Raw genomic sequence first — 19319 nt, 5'->3', positions numbered from 1 at the left:
ACAACTGAAAATGCAAATCTATGAAAAAATATCTCCTTATTCTGGCCCTGTTTGCAGTAGCCTGCCAAAACAGAACTGAGCAAGACTGGCAATTAACACCATTTGTAAAGCAGGATGCAGAAAACCCGGTTTTATTACCTAATGATACGACCACTTTTGATGACCCCATTCTGAAAAGGAACATTAACTGGGAAGCCAAAGATGTCTATAATCCATCGGCCGTGGTGCGAGACGGCAAGGTGTATTTGTTGTACAGGGCAGAAGACACCCTGAAAGTGGTTGATGGAACATCCCGCCTCGGGCTTGCCGTGAGCGAAGATGGTATTCATTTCAAACCTCAGGCTAAACCTGTTTTTTATCCGGCCGAAGACTTTATGAAAAAATATGAGTATCCCGGAGGATGCGAAGACCCAAGGCTGGTAGAATCTGGAGATGGGAAGTACATTCTTACCTACACAGCCTACGATGGCAAAACCGCCCGGCTTTGTGTGGCTTCATCGCCGGACTTACAGACTTGGAAAAAAGAAGGGCTGGCATTTAAAGATGCCAAATATGAAAACCTATGGTCGAAATCGGGAGCCATCATTACCGAAAAAGTGAAAGACAAATTTGTAGCAAAAAAGATAAACGGCAAATATTGGATGTATTTTGGCGATACCAATTTGTTTCTAGCCTCTTCTGATAACCTGACCGACTGGAAAATACTGGAAGATGAAACCGGAAAACCTAAGCCAATTGTAAAACCACGAGACGATAACTTTGATAGCTGGCTGGTTGAGTCGGGGCCTCCGGCGTTTATAACAGATAAAGGCATATTGCTGATTTATAACAGCGCCAATAAGGGGTTTCAGAATAAGGCAACCAATACCAAAAATGCGTATAGAGCCGGACAGGTGCTACTGGATAAAAATGACCCGGCTAAAATTATTGACCGCTCAGAAACTTTTTTCTTTGAGCCTGATAAACCTTATGAGCTAACTGGGCAGGTAAATAATGTGGTTTTTGTAGAAGGCCTTGTTAATTTTAAAGACAGGTGGTTTCTGTACTACGGCACGGCAGATTCTAAAATTGCAGTAGCGGTTAGTGATAAGAAGTAAACCGGCTGAAAAACCAGGAGGAGTAATTCCGGTTCCGGATTACTCCTCCTGGTTTATGATATCAGTACTTTAGTTAATCTGTTGTTTGTAAGCAATTAAAAAACCTGGTTGAATGAACGATGTTATTTTTATTTATGGTAGCCGACTTTGATAAAAGTTTATCGAACTTCCCAATTTAATAATTTATTGAGTGCTGTGTCAATTTTCTCGAACTCAAAGCTTTTAATAACTTCATCCATCATTCTCACAATATCTTCATTGCATAGGTTGCCAATGCTGCCCTCCAGTGTATGGTTCAGCTCGCGGGTCGCTTCATATGTACCACCAAATACTTCATCTTTAACCTTAAGATAAGCATCTCTGAACGGCAGACCTTGCATAACCAGCTCATTCACTCTTTCAACTGAGAAAATCGGGTCATATTTTTTATCGGCCAGTAAATCAGGCTTTACCTCAATATTCGTCAACATCATAGCTGCTATATCCAGACATTCTGTTACTTGGTCAAACGCAGGCATCAATATCTCTTTCAGAATCTGCATGTCTCGATGGTAACCGCTTGGCAAGTTACTGGTTACAAACGCCAGTTCTGTAGGTAGCCCTTTCAAGCGATTGCTCTTGGCTCTCAGCAATTCGGCCACATCGGGGTTCTTTTTATGCGGCATAATGCTGCTGCCGGTTGTAAATGCATCAGGCAGGGTTACAAATCCGAAGTTCTGCGAGTTATACAAACAAACATCCATAGCCATTCTTGAAAGCGTATTGGCAAGCGATGTTAGTGCCGACAGCGTAACATATTCCGTTTTACCGCGGGTCATCTGTGCATAAACTACATTATAATTGAGGTCGTTAAAACCCAGCAGTTGGGTAGTAAGGGTACGATTCAGCGGAAAAGAACTTCCATAGCCAGCCCCGGAACCCAAGGGGTTTTTATTAATTACCTTATAGGCGCCCTGAAGCACCTGAACGTCATCTACCAGACTTTCGGCATAGGCGCCAAACCATAGCCCGAAAGACGAAGGCATAGCAATTTGTAAATGCGTGTAGCCGGGCAGTAAGTGGTGTTTGTTTAATTCGCTTTGCTCAATCAGTTTCTGAAACACCACTTCTATTTTCTGAACCACCGTACGCACCTGATGCCGCATGAATAGTTTCAGGTCAACCAATACCTGGTCGTTTCTTGAGCGGCCACTATGAATTTTTTTGCCAGTATCGCCCAAAGCCTGTGTCAATAGCCATTCAACCTGAGAATGCACATCTTCAATACTATCTTCTATCTGAAATTGATGCTCTTCAATTTTTTTGAAGATTTTACGGCACTCGTCCAGCAAATTAGCCAGCTCTTCGGTGTTCAGCAAACCAATGGTTTCCAGCATAATACCATGAGCCATAGACCCAAGTACATCAAAACCCGCCAGATACAAGTCCATTTCGCGGTCGTTGCCTACTGTAAAATTTTCAATTACTTTATTATCAGAACTATTGCTGCTGCTTTGTTTCTGCCAGAGTTTCACTATTTCGGAGGTTTGATTACTGCACAAATATAAAATGAAAAAATTGCTTGCTGATGGTTTGCTAAGTTTTTAGGAACAGATAATTGTGAATAACCCAATAATTTGTGTGGTCTGTCGGCAAACCGTTGAATAATATCTACCTTTGCCTTACTGAATGTTTGAATAAGTAATGATTATGCGAGGTAATTTCAAGAAAGGAAACGGACAACAAAAACGGACTGACAATCTCTCAGATACCAGATTTACAGTAAATGAAGATACTGAACTTTTGGTTTTTTTGCTCAGAAGTATCAATAAAAGCCGGAATGATGTAAAGGTATTGCTGAGAGATAAGCATATATATATTGAGGGCAAAGCCATAACTCAGTTTAACCATCCATTAAAGGCTGGGCAGATAGTGGAGGTAAAGTGGAAAAAGCCGCCGGAAGATCAACGGCTGAAAGGCTTAACCATAGTTTTTGAAGACCAGTATCTCATCGTAATTGCTAAGCAGGAGGGCGTGCTATCAATAGCCACAGAAAAACAAAAAGACAATACTGCCTATAGCACTCTTAGTGCCTTTGTAAAAAAGCAGAACACGGCTAATAGAATATTTGTAGTGCACAGGCTAGACCGCGAGACATCTGGGCTGATGATATTTGCCAAAAGCGAAAAAGTGCAGAAACTTTTACAGGAAGACTGGAACAATAATATTGAAGAGCGTACTTATCTGGCCGTAGCCGAAGGCGCAATTGAAAAAGACGCCGGTACCATTGAATCTTATCTGGTTGAAAGCAAGGCGCTGATAGTCTATTCAACCAATAACCTGGCGGCAGGGCAAAAGGCCGTTACACATTATGAAGTGCTGCAACGAAACAGCAGGTATTCGTTAGTAAAGTTTAATCTGGAAACAGGGCGCAAGAACCAGATTCGTGTGCACGCCCAGGAAATGAAACACCCTATAGTGGGCGATGTCAAATATGGCGCCACCACAAACCCTATTAACCGGCTGGGGCTGCACGCCTGGGTACTGGCGTTTAAGCACCCCGTAACCAAAGAAAACCTGCGGTTCGAGACCGAAGTGCCGGGTAAATTCTCCAGGCTTTTTGGGTAATAATCAGGGTGCAACTGTTTCAATTTCTTCAAGTAAAGTGCTGAACTGAACGGTTTTACCCCTGAAAAAAATATTATGGCGTTCAAGAAGCAGCTCTTTGTGGTTCAGGTCAAAATTCAGGAAGTCCTCCATGGTATTAAAATGAAACTGAAAAGAAAACGTGCTGCCGCCATTATCAATTTCGGTAAGTAGTTTCAGGATGGTCAGGCGGGTAGGTAAATTGGTTTGCATTACTGCCGGAGCAAAATGGGTTTTCATCCATTTCAGCCACTGCTGATGAATGCCGGATTCAACATTAAATGTGATATTAAACAGAAACATTTTGTCTTAATTTTAATCAAAGTATTTGCAAATTTCGGAAAGAAATTTGGTGTTATTCTTACCTAGTTTGATTTTTCTTTGCGTTCTTTGCAATGAAAACCACCATTGAAGATTTAATTTTCATCATATTCCAATACAAGATGTTTAAAAAATTCATCCCTACTATTCTTGCAATTGTTGGCTTTGTTGTGATTAGTTTTTTGTATGCTTCTCCGCTTTTGCAAGGAAAAAGACTTGGCCTGCACGACATCCAGATGGCCTCAGCTGCTGCAAAAGAACTAAACGATTTTCATAAACAAACAGGTGACTGGGGCTGGTGGACCAACTCTATGTTTGGTGGTATGCCCAGCTATATGATAGTAGGGGGGTATCCGAACAGCTGGTCGAGTTGGATAGGCGCCACTTTGCTGGATGTTTTTCCGGTTCCGGCCAATATTTTCATTGCTTTAATGATAGGCTTTTATGTTTTAATGCGTGTATTGAACGTAAACCGATGGCTTAGCTTTTTTGGTGCGGTGGCCTATGCGTTTGGTTCTTATAATATGCTTTTTCTGGAGGCAGGTCATATCTCAAAAAATATAGCTGTTGCATTTGCACCCGGGGTTCTGGCCGGGTTTATTGCGGTTTTCAGAGGCAGGTATTGGCTGGGGGTAGCTATTACCACATTATTTATGGGCTTAGAGATCTATGCCAACCATCCGCAAATAACCTATTACCTGTTTTTCTTACTTGGCTTTTATACTATTTTTGAGACCTTCCTTCATGTTAAAAAAGGCAATTTTTCTGGTTTATTAAAAGCCTACGGTATCATATTAATTGCCCTTACCATTGGTGTTGGCACCAGAGGTATGTATATCTGGAACACCCTGGTTTATTCAAAAGAAACCACACGCGGCAGGTCAGAACTCACATTAGGAAACGTAAACGGGTCTTCAGACGGGCTAGACAGAGACTACGCCTTTGGCACCAACTATGCTTTCAGCAAAACCGAAACCCTTACTTTACTGGCGCCTAACTTTGTTGGGGGCTCATCAAACGGTAACCTTGGCACCAGCTCTGAAACCTACAAAATGATGGTAGGTAAAGGCGTTGACCCGGCAACTGCGCAAAACTTTAGTTCAAGCCTTCCTTTGTATTTTGGGCCGCAAGGTTACACTTCAGGGGCAAACTATTCAGGCATTATTGTTTTGTTTTTCTTTGTACTGGCTATGTTTATAGTTAAAGACGGTCTAAAGTATGTGCTGCTAGCCACCTCTGTTATTTATTTGTTTATTGCCTGGGGGGCTTATTTTACCGGTTTTAACTTCTTTATGTTTGAGTACTTTCCGTATTTCAACAAGTTCAGAGACAGCAAGATGATTCTTACCTTGCTGCACCTGTGTCTGGTGGCTGGTTCAATGTTAGGTATCAAGCAAATTGTTGATAACAACCTGTCATTTAAAGATATCAAAAAGCCATTAATTTATTCGTTGGGTAGTATAGCCGTATTTATAATTATTGGTTATTCACTTATTGATTTCCATTCGCCGACTGATGACGGAATGGTGAAGAGCATGGCACAGGCTAACGGTCAGGACTTTGCCAATTCTTATCTTTCAGCAATCATTGCCGACCGTCAATCGGTAGTTTTAAGTGATATTTTCCGCTCATTGTTTTTATTGGCCGCCGCAGCCGGATTAATCTGGGCGTTCACCACGCAAAAAATAAAAGCCAATGTTTTTGTTATTGTAATAGGCGTGCTGGCTGCTCTTGATTTGATACTGGTAGATAAACGATATGTTAACAACGAAGATTTTAAACCGAAATCAGCAATCATAACACAATCGTACACCCCTTCGCCTGCCGACGAGCAGATTTTGCAGGATAAAGACCCTGATTTCAGAGTACTTGACCTGCACACCGACCAGGGCTTCTGGTCTGATGCCCAGATTTCATATTTCCACAAGTCGGTAGGTGGGTATCACGGCGCTAAACTGAAAAGAATGCAGGAACTATACGAAAATGCCATGATAAAAGATGGTAGACTCAACCTGCCTGTATTTAATATGCTGAATACGAAGTATTTTATAACCTCTGGCCAGAATGGTGAGCCTGTAGCACAGAGGAATCCGGATGCACTGGGCAACGCATGGTTTGTGAATGAAATAAAGGTTGTGAAAAATGCTGACGAAGAATTGAAATCAGTGGCTAATTTTAATCCTAAAACTGTAGCTTTTGTAGATCAGCGATACAATAGCTACCTGAATGGCCAATCACTAAAACAAGATACAACGGCAACCATCAGGTTAACAGACTATAAGCCAAATGCATTAAGCTATGAGTCAAACTCACCAAGTAATCAGGTAGCGGTTTTCTCTGAGGTTTATTACAGAGGTAATGAAGACTGGAAATCTTATGTTGACGGGGTGGAGACGCCTCATTTCAGGGCTAACTATGTTTTGCGTGCGATGGTTGTACCAGCCGGAAAACATAAAATTGAGTTTAAATTCCAGCCGAAATCAGTGGTTATAGGTACAAAAATAGATTTATTTTCATCAATAATATTCGTACTGTTGGTTGTTGGTGGTCTGGTAATGGAGTTCAGAACAAATGCTTCACCAGACAAATCCAAAAAATAACTGATTGCAGAATAGTTGAATAGTAAACAAAAAAACACAGCTATGGCGGTTGTTTCAGTGTTAATGCCTGTTTATAATGCAGAAAAGTATGTAAAAGAAGCCATTAACAGTATTTTAAATCAAACGCTGAAAGACTTTGAACTGATTATACTGAACGATTCGTCTACTGATAACAGTAAAGATGTTGTTCTTTCAATACAAGATAACCGTATCAGGTACATTGAGAACGAATCTAATCAGGGACTGGCGTTTTCCAGGAATCGCCTGCTCAGTGAAGCCAAAAGCAAGTATATTGCCTGGCTGGATGCCGATGACATGGCTTATCCTACAAGGTTACAGGATGAGGTTGAGTTCTTAGAGGCAAATCCTGGCCATGCTATGGTTTCAGGTTGGGCAAGGCTGATTGATTCTGATGGAAATGCCACCGGTGATTTCATTAAATCGTACATTCCTGACCAGCACCTGGGCTCCTTACTTTTGTTTGTAAACTATTTCGTTCAATCTGGCATGATGTTGAGAAGAGAACATCTGCCAGAGGTACATTACAGACCTGAGTATCCCCCGGCAGAAGATTACGAACTCTGGGTTCGTATAGCCGCAAGCCATGCTGTTGCTATTCTGCCCAAAATACTGGTAGACTACCGAATTCATGCTACCAATACAAGTTCAATGCAGCAGGAAAGGTCTGAGAAAGGTATAAAAATGAATCATCGCCATCAGCTAAGCGAATTGGGAATTTATGCCACGCAGGAAGAAATAGATTTGCACTATTCTATTGCATTTAAAAAAGCCGAAAGCATTGAATACCTTCGGAAAGCGTCTGTTTGGCTTCAACGTATTAAGGCGCAGAATAAAATATCAGGCAGGTTTGATGCGACTTCCTTAGCATATATTTTATCTCACAGATGGATAAAAGTATGTACAAGCAACAAAGCATTGGGTATTCAGGCATTAAAGGTTTACTTCAAAAGCCCATTGGTACAATTAAGTTTAAGGAATGTTTTTTTGATTGGTAAGTACTTATTTGAAATTTTTTGATTTTTATGAAAAAACAATTTTTTGTTCTGCTGGCAAATATGCTCCTTATATTTATAATCATTGGGTGTAAAAAGAAAGAAATACATTCTGAGGAGGCATTCACTAGTTTTTTGGCTGATAGTACCATGAACATAAAAGTAACAACAAATCTTTCTTCATACTATGAATTCGGATTGAAGTTTCAAACACTCGTCGAAGGTAGGATTGTAAAATTAGGAACAATTTTGCCAAATGCGGGAGAATATAGGGTTTGTGTATGGGATTTTTCAAATAAGTCGGTATTATTGCAACAAAATGTTATTCAAAATCAAGCAAATAAATTAGCATGGGTCAATGTTTCAAGTTTGCCTTTGGTGGTTGGTAAGGATTACTTTATTTCTGTGCTAGCGAATAATTGGAACGATGCTTATCCGAAATCAGGTAGAATTATTCCCTATCCCTTAGTAAAAGGGAATATTAAAATTTTAGGTTTTGCTTATAAAAGCCAGCCTTCTTCAATTGCACCACCAGTTTTACCTAATGAAATCGACAACAATTTTTCAATCTCTGGCTTTGTTGATTTTGGTTTTGTACCTAAGTAAATATTATTATGTATAGCAATGTATTTAGGCTATTGCCTCTTTTTGATGCCGCAAGGCTTAGTCTACTGTTGTTTATAAGAAGATACATTTTCAAATTCGGTAAAGTGATTTTCTCGCAAACAGGTGAAGAAATCTTAATTCAATGGATATTAAAAGATGTAAAGAATGGCTTTTATTTGGATGTGGGTTGTCATCACCCATATAAGATTTCTAATACTTTCCAGCTATATTTAAAAGGCTGGCAAGGGATAGCTATTGATGCGAACCCTGCTCTAATTGCCAAGTGGAAAAGAAAGCGCAAGAAAGATATTCCGATTATGGCTGCAGTGTCGGACCAGGAAAAGGAAGTAACATTTTATGAATTTAAAGAGAGTGAAGTCAATACAATGGATGAGGGGATGATGAGAGAATGGAAGCAAAAGTTTAATTACAGGAGCGAGAGAAAACTGACAACTCAGACCCTGACATCGGTTTTAGATGCGCACTTACCCAAAGGGCAGAAAATTGATTTGATGACCGTCGACGTGGAGGGTAATGATTTCAATGTGATTAAATCAATTGATTTGGCTGTTTATCGTCCTAAGCTAATAGTGGTTGAGATTCATAATACTGATTTATCTGATATTCATGAGAACGAAATCTACAAATACCTTTCAGATAAGAATTATAAGCTGGTAAGTTTTGCAACTATGAATGGCTATTTTCTTGATACCACGCAGGCTTGATTAGAACGGCCTTGTGATTCTGAGTTCTAATATGTATTAGAATCTTAATTGAATAAGTGATTAATTTCTTCTAATAGGCGAATTACCTGAATTAATATCCCAAACACCTAACAACACTGGTGTTTGGGTTCTTTTTTATAAATAATAGCCTTAACTTTGCGCTCATTTGAAATTTTCTGTTTCTAATCATCAATTAAAACTGAGAAAATAGTGCTTATTACTCCTAAACAAAAAGGTTTTTTCTTTCCATCTGAATGGCATCCGCATCGCGCAACATGGTTGAGTTTCCCGCAGAGTTCTGATTCCTGGGATTACGGCGAGCGTTTGGAAAGAATTTATCCCGCATATATGGCTTTCATTAAGGCAATTGCTGAAAGTGAGAAAGTATGTATCAATGCCACTCATGAAGCCCAAAAAACTTTAATAAAGAAACTACTTGAGCAATACGAGATAGACCCCTTGCAGGTTGAGATTCCTGTGCATCCATCAAACGATTCCTGGTGCCGGGACCACGGTCCGGCTTTCCTGATCAACCCCAACACCAAAGAGCGGATGATAGTAGAATGGGGCTATAATGCCTGGGGCGGCAAGTATCCACCCTATGACGATGACGACCGCATACCGGTTAGAATCGCTGAGTATCTGGGTCTGCCTTATGTAGAGCCGGGTATTATTATGGAAGGTGGGTCTGTTGAATTTAATGGAAATGGAACCGTTCTTACCAGTAAATCCTGTTTATTAAACCCCAATCGGAATCCCCATCTGAATCAACAACAGATTGAACAATATCTGCAGGATTACTACGGAGTTGAACAGATTTTATGGGTAACTGATGGCATAGTAGGAGATGATACAGACGGACACATTGATGATACCACACGCTTTTATAATGAAGACTCGGTGCTGACGGTAGTAGAACATGATAAAACAGATGATAATTACCATCCGTTAAAACAGAATCTGGAAGACCTCAGCAAAATGACACTGCTGAACGGAAAGTCATTAAATATTAAAGAGTTACCAATGCCAAATGCCGTATATGACAGCGGCATTCGTTTACCGGCGTCTTATGCTAATTTCCTGATTACAAACGGTTCTGTTATCGTGCCAACTTACAGATGCAATAAAGACGATATAGCACTGGATATTATACAATCATGCTTCACGGACAGAAAGATAACAGGTATAGATGCCACAGAGATTATCTGGGGGTTGGGTAGTTTTCATTGTTTATCTCAACAAGAGCCTATCGTTTAAATGTTAAATCTTCATAAAAAAACTTTTCGTGCAGTGCGCAATGCTGCCAATGGCGATGTTGGCGATGAAACCCTTTTCCACTATAGTCAGGAAGCAGATGTGGTATGGGCCGAGTATGCGGGTGGCACAGTTGTAAAAGGGTTTTTAATTGCTAAGATGCTGAAAAACAGTGTTTTAGATATGAGGTACGAGCATTTGAATACAGCAGGCGAGCTAATGACCGGCAAATGCATATCGACACCTGAAATACTGCCCGACGGGCGTATCAGGCTACATGAAAAATGGCAGTGGACAAGCCGGGATTTATCGTCCGGTGAGTCTGTTGTGGAAGAAATAATCGGTTAAACTTCGTAAAAAGCAGATTTTTCCGTTATTTTTGATTTCTTTAAGTTATTAAGTTTTATGCGACTTTTTTAAGAGGTGGCAAACCTAAACAAAGTTAGTATTCATCACAATAATTTTTAAACGCTCAGAGTTTAGTTATTGTAAGGCAGTAGCATGTATTTTTCATGTTGCTTTGATGATTGACAAGTGCAATTTATGAAGCCATTTTATAAGATACTTACATATACATTATTGATATCTTCCCAGTTTTCGTGCCAGATTCTGAAAAAGGCACCAACTGACACAGATAAGACATCAAACAACAAGTCGGTTACCAAAAGCCAATCGGTGCCGGAGCAGGGGGCTCCTGTGGGTCAGGTTAACCCAGAACCAGTGGGGCTAACGGTTGGTAATCAGGAAGTTCGCGTTTCTGAAGTAAAAAGGGAAGTTGAAAAACTGGTAGTTTCAGACTCGGTCACTGTTGAAAAGGCATTAGAACAGCTTGTTCAGGACCAGCGTATAATGTTAGAGGCACAAAGAAGAGGCTACGATAAGTCTAAAGAGTTTAATGAAGAGTTGCAGACGTACCACAATATCCTGGCAGATGCCTATCTGACAGATAGCGTAACAATTAAGGCCTTGTTGAAAGAAACCTATGACTGGCTGCTACAGGAGGTGAGAGGGGGGCATATAATGTTACAGCTACCAGAGTTTGCAAGCCCGGCTGATACTGCCGCAGTATATAGCCGTTTGGTTGATATACGCCGTAGAGCCGTTGAAGGAGAAAGTTTTGAGGTATTGGCCAACCAGTTTTCTGACGATAAAAAGACAAGTATCAAAGGTGGCGACCTGGGCTGGTTTACAGCATTGCAACTTGTGTATCCGCTTGAAAAGGCCGCCTTTACTATACCGGTAGGCCAAATATCAATGCCGGTAAGAACCAAAGCCGGGTATCATCTGGTAAAAGTACGTGAGCGCAGACCAAACAGCGGAAAAGTTATGGTGCAGCATATTTTAAAAGTAGTGCCGCCCAACGCAGCAGATTCATTAGCTTTGAGAGCCAAAACAGAGATAGACTCATTGTATGCCGCTTTAAAGCAGGGAACTGTTTTTGAGGCGCTTTGCGAAAAATATTCTGACGATTACCGCACCAGAAATAATGGTGGTTTACTGCCGGTTTTTGGTATTGGTACCAGAGAAGAAACGGCGTTTGAAGAAGCCGCTTTTGCACTAAAAGAAGGTGAAATTTCAAAGCCTGTGCGAACGTCAGCAGGCTGGCATATTATCAGGCTGGCAAGAAAATTACCGCTAGAGTCTTACGAAGAATTACTGCCTAAATTGAAAGAAAAGGTTGTTACAGATTCAAGAGGAGACCTTGTAAGAGATAATGCACTGAGCAGATTGAAAAGAGATATGCACTTTGCTGAAAATGATGAAACCGTTAAAGGTGCCATTGCCACAGCAGATACCAACCTCTTTAAGCGCCGTTGGGGGTACTCGTTGAGCAGCCCGCTTGCTGCAAGTACCATTTTTTCCATTAATAGTAACGAAATAAAAGCCAAAGCATTTTTTGATTATGTAATGGAGAGACAATTGGTTGAAAGAGTGCCTTCTGGCTACACTCCCGAAATCTGGATGAGAAGCTTTTATAAAAAGTTTGTTGATAAAAATGTAAAAGAGTATGCACAATTGCATCTGGAAGAGGTTAATCCTGATTTCAAATCGATGATGCAGGAATACAGCGCGGGTTTCTTGAAGGTGCAGTTGTTGAATGACCTTGTTTTTGAAAAATCTGTTGCCGATACGCTGGGTCAACGTGCGTTTTATGAGAAAAACAAAGAAAAATACAGAATGCCAGAGCGTATTCAGGGTAGCCTGATTGTAGCCAAAGACGCCAGAACGCTTGAACAGGTAAAGGAAATTTTTGCTAAGGGTGTTCCGTATCCGCTTAACAGCACCATGAGAACCCCACTTTACTACGATAAGTATGCCAGTGAGCTAACTGCCGAACATAAAAAAATACTGGCCAGCCTTCTGGAAATAATGCGAGCCAACAAAGGGTATATAGTTGAAATAGGTGGTTACGCAGATCATAACGAAAACAATAGCAATTCGGCAGAAAGAATTGAGAAAGTAAAGAGTTTTCTGATAGCAAACGGTTTGCCAATAGAAAGAATAATTGAAAACGATTATGTAAAAACAAAACCTGCCGACCGTTTTGACTGGACAAAAAACCAGCGTGTAACATTTATTTTCTTTAGCAACTCTAAAAAAGATATAGAAAAGAGATTCAATAGAAAAGATAATGAGGCTGTTTCAATTGAAGAAGGTTTTTTTAAAAAGGGTGACAATATTTTTGTTGATGGATTTAAATGGGAGCCGGGAAGCCGTTCAATAACTAAAAATGGTAATTTTGTAGAACTGAATATAGAAAGGATTGAACCGGCAAGGTATAAAACATTGCGCGAAGCTCGTGGACAGGTATTGGCTGATTACCAGAAACAATTGGAAGCCCAGTTAAATAAGGAGCTTGAGCAGCGATACCCGGTTAAGATAAATAAAGAAGAATTAGAAAAGGTAATTGATAACCGAAAACAATAAGTTATAGTACTGCAACGATAGAAAATAACAGACTCCCAATTTTATGCTTAAGAAATTTGTTTTATTCATTTGCCTTCCCTTTATGGCCTTTGCGCAGGAAAGCAAGCCAATTAATATTGACCGTATAATTGCCAAAGTAGATAACTATATTGTACTTCGTTCTGAGGTAGAACAGCTCTACCTCCGCTCTACACAGCAACAACAGCCTATTACCAAATGCCAGGCTCTTGAAAGCCTGGTTGTAAACAAACTGTTGGTTGCCAAAGCCGAGATTGACTCTGTTCTGGTTGATGATAAAATGGTTGATGACCAGCTTACTGCCCGTATGCAACAAATGATTCAGCTTTATGGTAACGAAAAAAATATTGTTGACCAGTTTGGTAAATCACTTGAAACATTAAAAAATGAAGTGCGGTCGCAAGTAAGAGAGCAGCTGACGGCACAGAAAATGCAGGGCGAAATAACCAAGAATCTGAAAGTTACCCCGAATGAGGTAAAAAAATTCTTTAATCAGATTCCGAAAGACAGTATTCCGGAGGTACCGACTGAGGTGCAGATTGGGCACATTGTACGACTGGCCAAGGTAACTAAAGCGCAGAAAGGCGAGCTGTCTGAACGCCTGCTTGATTATAAACGAAGGATATTGGCAGGCGAAAAATTTGAAGACCTCGCCAAAGAATATTCAGAAGACCCTGGTTCTCGCCAGTATGGTGGTGACTTGGGATGGTCAAAAAGAGGGCAAATGGTGCCGCAGTTTGAGGCAGTTGCCATGAAACTGAAGCCCAATGAAATGTCTGATGTAGTTGAATCTGACTTTGGCCTTCACCTGATTCAGACGCTTGAAATTCGTGGACAGGAGTTCCATGCACGCCATATTTTATTACGCCCTGATTACAACCGTCTTGACTTGTCTGAGCCAACCAGATTTCTTGATAGCCTGAGAAGAGAAATTGTTCGCGACAGTATTACATTCGAGAAGGCAGCCAAAGAGTTTTCAGAAGACAAGCAAACGCAAGATGCCGGTGGCATGATTTCTGACCCGCAAACAGGTGCCTCAAAACTGGCATTAGACCAATCAATGGACCCAACATTGTATTTTACTATAGACAGCATGAAGGTAGGCTCTATTACACCTCCTATGCCGTATAGAAGTGAAGATGGTAAAACCGGTTCAAGAATTATATATTATAAGGCCAAGTATGCGCCGCACATAGCCAGTTTAAAGGATGATTTTGAAAAAATAAAAGATTTTGCCCTGATGGATAAGCGAAGCAAAGAAATAGATGTTTGGTTTAAAAAGGCAATCGCTGATGTGTACATAAAAATCGACCCGGAATTTGAATCCTGCAATATATTCGGGCAGGCCAAAGTCGGAAACTAGAAAAGATTTTCTTATCCATACCTTATATTAATGAGCAAAGTTCAGTTTAATTCAGATGTTGAAGCAGCCGATGCCCTGAAAGCTTCTTTTAATGATTTAAGAAGCGAAATCGGACAAATAATTGTAGGTCAGGATGACACAGTAAGATTATTGTTAACTGCTATTTTTTGCCAGGGGCACTGCCTGCTGGTAGGGGTGCCGGGTCTGGCAAAAACTTTGTTGATTCAGACTATTGCCTCTGCACTTGATTTAGACTTTAACAGGATTCAGTTTACGCCAGACCTTATGCCTTCTGACATTGTAGGTTCAGAAACACTGGACAACGAACGCAATTTCAGATTTATTAAAGGGCCGGTATTTGCCAATATCATTCTGGCAGATGAAATTAACCGTACGCCTCCAAAAACGCAGTCTGCGCTTTTAGAGGCCATGCAGGAATACGCCGTTACAGTTGCCGGACACAAACACAGCATCGGCCGACCGTTTTTTGTATTGGCCACCCAAAACCCGATTGAACAAGAGGGAACATACCCGCTTCCTGAAGCTCAGCTGGACCGCTTCATGTTTATGGTGCATTTAGACTACCCATCTTATAAACAAGAGCTAGACATTGTAAAGAGTACTACTTCTGATACAAAAAAGATAGTTAAGAAGATATTAACGGGGGAACAGATACTTTATTTCCAGCATTTGGTTCGCAGAGTTCCAGTGGCTGACAACGTGGTTGAATACGCCGTTGGCCTTGTACATAAAACACGCCCCAATTCTGAACTGGCCATTGCCGATACCAATAAATATCTCGAGTGGGGTGCTGGCCCGCGTGCATCTCAGAACCTGATACTGGCTGCCAAATGCAATGCGCTGATTAATGGAAAGTATTCGCCGGATATTGAAGATGTAAAAGCAGTGGCGATTCCAGTTTTAAGGCATCGGGTAGTAAGAAACTTCAAGGCTGAGGCTGAAGGGGTTTCGGTGCAAGATATAATCAAGCGGATGTTGTAGTATTCAGGCATAAAAAAAGAGAGAAACGGCCGCTTCTCTCTTTTTTTATGCTTTGTCAGTACTTTATTGCCCAGTACGGATTCCTGTATGATTTTATACTATCTTTAATATGATTGGCTATAAGGCGGTCATAATCAACATCTTTAATCTTTTTACCTTTCAATTTCGGTAATTTCAGTTCGTCGGTTAGTTTCTTAAACTGAACGGAGCTTGCTGTAATTATAACATCGCCATCGTTTATTTCCAGTTCCAAAATCAAGCCGGGCAGGCCATAATATCTTTCCGGGCCAGCCGAAATCGGTATGTCGCCTGTGAACCACGCTGTAATTTTCTGATGTTTAACCGTGTCTTCGGTAACAGCTTTCATGCATATATAACCTGCCACATCTTTTATCTGGTTTAGTACTTTCCAGTTCGGTGCCTTTAATGAATCTTCAACAACGTAAGTTTTACCCATCATTTCTATCAGCTCAATTTTCTTTTCTTTCTCAAAATTGCGATAAATGTAGTAATCCTCAGTTCTGGAAGACCACCCATATTCACTGGCTTCCTCCACATTGGTTAACAGACTTTCATTGGCATTAAAGGCAAGCTTGGTTTTTGATTTCCAGCCATCATCATTCTTACCCCAGGTTTGTTTCACGCGGTCTTTTTCTTCATTTGAAAGATACGTGAGCTGTCCGATAATTTTCGACCAGAATTCCTGGCGTTCATATATAACTACACCCTCAGTTTTTTGTGAAAAGCCAAGTAACGGACTTAACAGCGCAAAAAACACTAAGCTGAACCGGAATTTTAAAATAGCTTTCATAAGTATATTTTTTAATAGTAATTAACTAGTTTAAATTAGAACCAACCCTGGCGGCGCATCTTTGCGCTTACACCTCTCATATTATAAGTAAAGCTTAGCATAAAGTACCTCGACAACGTCTGGGTTTGTTCCTGAGAAACGAAGTTCTGCGAAGCATATTGGTTAATACCTATGTTTTTCTTCAGGAGGTCATAGCCTGATACGCGTATTTCTGCCTTTTTAGCCTTCCCAACAATTTTATAAAACGATGCATAAAGAATAGGGATATGCTGGTTGAAGCCAAAACGATCGTTTTTATAAATGCGATAGTTAAGGTTTGAACTGAAATAAACACCCGCAGGCAAGGCAATATTCATTTCTCCACCCAGTGTATGGTTAAAAATCTGCTGGTTCTGGGTATCATTAATTGAATACTTGGTATTGGTAATGCCAAAATTACCGTTTGCATATAAGGTGAATTTATCACTTGGTGTCAGGTCAAGTCTGAAACCTATATTATAGTTGTTATTGGTGGTAGTATTAAGCACGTTGTTAATGTAAACAAGGTTTTTAGAGATGTTGGTACCACCGCTTAAATTAAGGTTGCTTTTGGTCTTTTTAATAGGGAAACCAAAGCCCAGATAAGAGCCAATATTTTGCCCGCCCGAAATATTAGTTGGCTTGGCAGTTGTTACCAGTGTAACAGGGTCTACTGTCTGGTTATATATTACCTGGTTTATGCGGTAACTATAGTTAACATTAACAAACATATTGGTAAAGCTGGCAGGGTTAAACATGTTATAACCAATATAGCCCTGGTGCGAACTCATCGGTAATAAATCGGGGTTACCCACGCGCAGGTAAAGAGTATTGCTGTTGTCAACAATTGGTTGCAGGTCTGTTATAGATGGTTCAGATACCTCTTTGCTGTAGTCTGCCCATATATATCTGTTGTTTTTAAGGTCAATGCTAATAGTTGAGGCCGGTATCCAGGCAAAAACATCGCGGTTGATTTTCTGAAAATCGGTTGCATTTTTGCTACGGGCAAAATTTCCAGTAAAATGGAACTGTTGTGCAGCCACACCTAATGAAATGTTTACTCCTTTATGATTATACCTTAAGCTTGTTCCGAGCCTGTTATACACAAAATCGTTGTTGTAATAATTGCTCAGCGAGTCAATCCTAATACCGTCTGTGGTTTGTACGTTTCTGTCAACGGCATCACGGCGCAGGCTGAAGTTATAAAAGGTTTCGGAGAAGAATTTTTTTGATATTGGCTCAACATAGAGCAAACTCGACTTTACTAAATTACGAGGACTATTGGTGGTATTAAGCTGGTTGATATTTCCAGGTATCAGGCCTTCTGGTGCACCAAATAATTCGTTCACCGAGCTTTGGCGAGCCTCGCCATCTGATATATTATAATTGTAGGTAAGGCTGGCTGCAAAGTTCTTGCCCTTTTTCTTGAACTTATGACGATAAATACCGATCAACGAAATTGCCGTTGAATTGAAATCATTGAAATTGTTGATATTGGTTTCATTTGATTTCGTTGTGCCATTTCTGAAAAACTCTTGTTTACTATTAAATTTAGTGGTTCCGTCTCCAATACGGCCATTGCCTATCAGAATTAAAGTATTCAGTGAGTCAATATTCTGCTCATATCTCATGCTAACCCTGTGGTTTCTGCTGATACGGTTCTGATAGCTGTTTTCCTGGCTTTTGAAAGAAACATTATTTTGCAGGAAATTCTCTCTTTGAGATTTCTTAGATACCAGTTGCTGCGTTTGGCTATAGTAATAGTTTGAGCTGAATTTGGTTTTCTTGGTGTCAAAGTTATAGTTGGCACCACCAGCATAATTTTCTGAAAAGCCCTGAAAATTACGACCACCAATAGGAATACTGATACTTTCTTCGGTGTCGTTATCATAGAAGTAATACACACCACTATTGAAGCCGAAGTCGGCGGCGTCTCCCCAGTTATTGGCCTGGCTTCCTCTGAAATCCTGAAAATCATCTCTTGATATACCCGTCTGGTTAACGTTGTTTCCAAGCCCCAATACCGAAAACTGTTGTTTGGTATCAAATCGGTTGTAGTTACCTCTCAGCTCGGCACGTTCATTAGTACCTGCACCGGCAATTATTTTTCCAAACCCACCTTTCTTGAAGTCTTCTTTCAGTTCCAGATTTACGGTCTTTTCTTTTTTTCCATCATCTACGCCTGTTGCTTTGGCCTGCTCAGATTTATCATTAAAAATCTGAACTTTGGTAATTGCATCTGCCGGAAGATTTTTGGTAGCTGCTTTGGGGTCATTCCCAAAAAAGTTTTTGCCATCAACTGTTACTTTTTTAACATCCTGCCCCTGGGCTTTGATGTTGCCGTCCTGGTCAATCTGTACACCGGGGAGTTTCCTTAACAGATCCTCGACGGATGACCCCGGCGGCACCTTAAATGAGGCCGCATTGTACTCAATGGTGTCACCTTTAATATTCAGGGGTGCCCGGGCTGTTCTTACAACCACCTCCATCAGCTCTTTGGCAATGGGTTTAAGTTTCAGGTTACCCAGGTCATTAACGGCGCCTTCTACGGGCTTTACATCAATCTGAAAGGGGATGTATCCCACAAAAGAGATTTTCAAAACATAATTGGCCTTTTTTACGTTTTTAAATTCAAATGCACCGTTTTCATCGGTACGTCCGAAATTGACAAGCGTAGAGTCTTTGGGCTGCAAGAGCATAACTGTGGCGAAGGGCATTGCTGCATTTCCTGAGTCAATTGCTATGCCTTTGATAGTGAATTTTGCCGGATTTTGGGCAAATAAGAGGTTACAAGCCAGCAAGAGCGCTGCCAGCAGAGGTAATTGCTTTTTCATAAATTGTTTAGTAAAGGATAGTTCCCGTTTTAAATAACTAATTGCTTAGTTCATAATGGTGCGAAGATATACATAATTTTAAAGCGAATAAAGATTTTAACTTT

At 40.5% G+C, this 19319-nt stretch carries 15 protein-coding genes; 11 read left to right on the top strand and 4 right to left on the bottom strand.

Annotated features, from left to right (window positions below):
- Positions 1 to 20 precede the first annotated feature (20 nt).
- The gene (locus C0V77_RS05635; protein WP_101725348.1) at positions 21 to 1097 is read left to right on the top strand and encodes a glycoside hydrolase family 130 protein; all 1077 of its coding nucleotides are present in this window, start codon (positions 21 to 23) and stop codon (positions 1095 to 1097) included.
- 158 nt (positions 1098 to 1255) lie between these two features.
- On the opposite strand, the gene argH is transcribed toward C0V77_RS05635, so the two are convergent.
- Complete coding sequence (argH, locus tag C0V77_RS05630; protein WP_101725347.1) at positions 1256 to 2611, bottom strand: argininosuccinate lyase; 1356 nt, start codon at positions 2609 to 2611, stop codon at positions 1256 to 1258.
- A gap of 175 nt (positions 2612 to 2786) precedes the next feature.
- Here argH and C0V77_RS05625 point away from each other — a divergent pair, with 175 nt between their 5' ends.
- Positions 2787 to 3704 carry an RluA family pseudouridine synthase gene (locus C0V77_RS05625; protein ID WP_101725505.1) on the top strand — a complete coding sequence of 306 codons (918 nt, stop codon included), beginning with the start codon at positions 2787 to 2789 and terminating at the stop codon, positions 3702 to 3704.
- A 3-nt stretch (positions 3705 to 3707) separates the two neighbouring features.
- On the opposite strand, the gene C0V77_RS05620 is transcribed toward C0V77_RS05625, so the two are convergent.
- The gene (locus tag C0V77_RS05620) at positions 3708 to 4025 is read right to left on the bottom strand and encodes a DUF4286 family protein (RefSeq protein ID WP_101725346.1); all 318 of its coding nucleotides are present in this window, start codon (positions 4023 to 4025) and stop codon (positions 3708 to 3710) included.
- A 92-nt stretch (positions 4026 to 4117) separates the two neighbouring features.
- Between C0V77_RS05620 and C0V77_RS05615 the strand changes: the two genes are divergently transcribed.
- From C0V77_RS05615 to C0V77_RS05575, 9 genes are all read left to right on the top strand, one after another.
- Positions 4118 to 6643, top strand: a complete 2526-nt coding sequence (locus C0V77_RS05615; RefSeq protein WP_101725345.1) for a hypothetical protein — start codon at positions 4118 to 4120, stop codon at positions 6641 to 6643.
- A gap of 42 nt (positions 6644 to 6685) precedes the next feature.
- Positions 6686 to 7681, top strand: coding sequence for a glycosyltransferase (locus C0V77_RS05610; protein WP_101725344.1), 996 nt, complete (start codon positions 6686 to 6688; stop codon positions 7679 to 7681).
- A gap of 5 nt (positions 7682 to 7686) precedes the next feature.
- Positions 7687 to 8262, top strand: coding sequence for a DUF4082 domain-containing protein (locus C0V77_RS05605; RefSeq protein ID WP_101725343.1), 576 nt, complete (start codon positions 7687 to 7689; stop codon positions 8260 to 8262).
- Between the two features lie 8 nt (positions 8263 to 8270).
- Positions 8271 to 8987 carry an FkbM family methyltransferase gene (locus C0V77_RS05600; protein WP_101725342.1) on the top strand — a complete coding sequence of 239 codons (717 nt, stop codon included), beginning with the start codon at positions 8271 to 8273 and terminating at the stop codon, positions 8985 to 8987.
- A 216-nt stretch (positions 8988 to 9203) separates the two neighbouring features.
- On the top strand, positions 9204 to 10244 hold the full coding sequence (locus C0V77_RS05595) for an agmatine/peptidylarginine deiminase (protein WP_101725504.1): 1041 nt from the start codon (positions 9204 to 9206) through the stop codon (positions 10242 to 10244).
- The gene (locus tag C0V77_RS05590; RefSeq protein WP_101725341.1) at positions 10245 to 10589 is read left to right on the top strand and encodes a n-acetylglutamate synthase; all 345 of its coding nucleotides are present in this window, start codon (positions 10245 to 10247) and stop codon (positions 10587 to 10589) included. It abuts the gene before it with no gap.
- A gap of 195 nt (positions 10590 to 10784) precedes the next feature.
- Positions 10785 to 13169, top strand: coding sequence for a peptidylprolyl isomerase (locus C0V77_RS05585; RefSeq protein ID WP_101725340.1), 2385 nt, complete (start codon positions 10785 to 10787; stop codon positions 13167 to 13169).
- A gap of 43 nt (positions 13170 to 13212) precedes the next feature.
- On the top strand, positions 13213 to 14550 hold the full coding sequence (locus tag C0V77_RS05580; RefSeq protein WP_101725339.1) for a peptidylprolyl isomerase: 1338 nt from the start codon (positions 13213 to 13215) through the stop codon (positions 14548 to 14550).
- Positions 14551 to 14580: 30 nt separating this feature from the next.
- Entirely contained in the window at positions 14581 to 15552 is a 972-nt protein-coding gene (locus C0V77_RS05575) for a MoxR family ATPase (protein WP_101725338.1), read from the top strand.
- Positions 15553 to 15607: 55 nt separating this feature from the next.
- On the opposite strand, the gene C0V77_RS05570 is transcribed toward C0V77_RS05575, so the two are convergent.
- Together C0V77_RS05570 and C0V77_RS05565 are read right to left on the bottom strand one after the other, a co-directional pair.
- Complete coding sequence (locus C0V77_RS05570; protein ID WP_101725337.1) at positions 15608 to 16363, bottom strand: GLPGLI family protein; 756 nt, start codon at positions 16361 to 16363, stop codon at positions 15608 to 15610.
- A gap of 35 nt (positions 16364 to 16398) precedes the next feature.
- The gene (locus tag C0V77_RS05565) at positions 16399 to 19215 is read right to left on the bottom strand and encodes a TonB-dependent receptor (protein ID WP_101725336.1); all 2817 of its coding nucleotides are present in this window, start codon (positions 19213 to 19215) and stop codon (positions 16399 to 16401) included.
- Positions 19216 to 19319 lie beyond the last annotated feature (104 nt).

Source organism: Emticicia sp. TH156 (genome assembly GCF_002855535.1).
Taxonomy (GTDB): Bacteria; Bacteroidota; Bacteroidia; order Cytophagales; family Spirosomataceae; genus Emticicia; species Emticicia fluvialis.
Note: the sequence above shows the minus strand (reverse complement) of the source record. Positions and strands in the feature narration are given on the sequence as shown.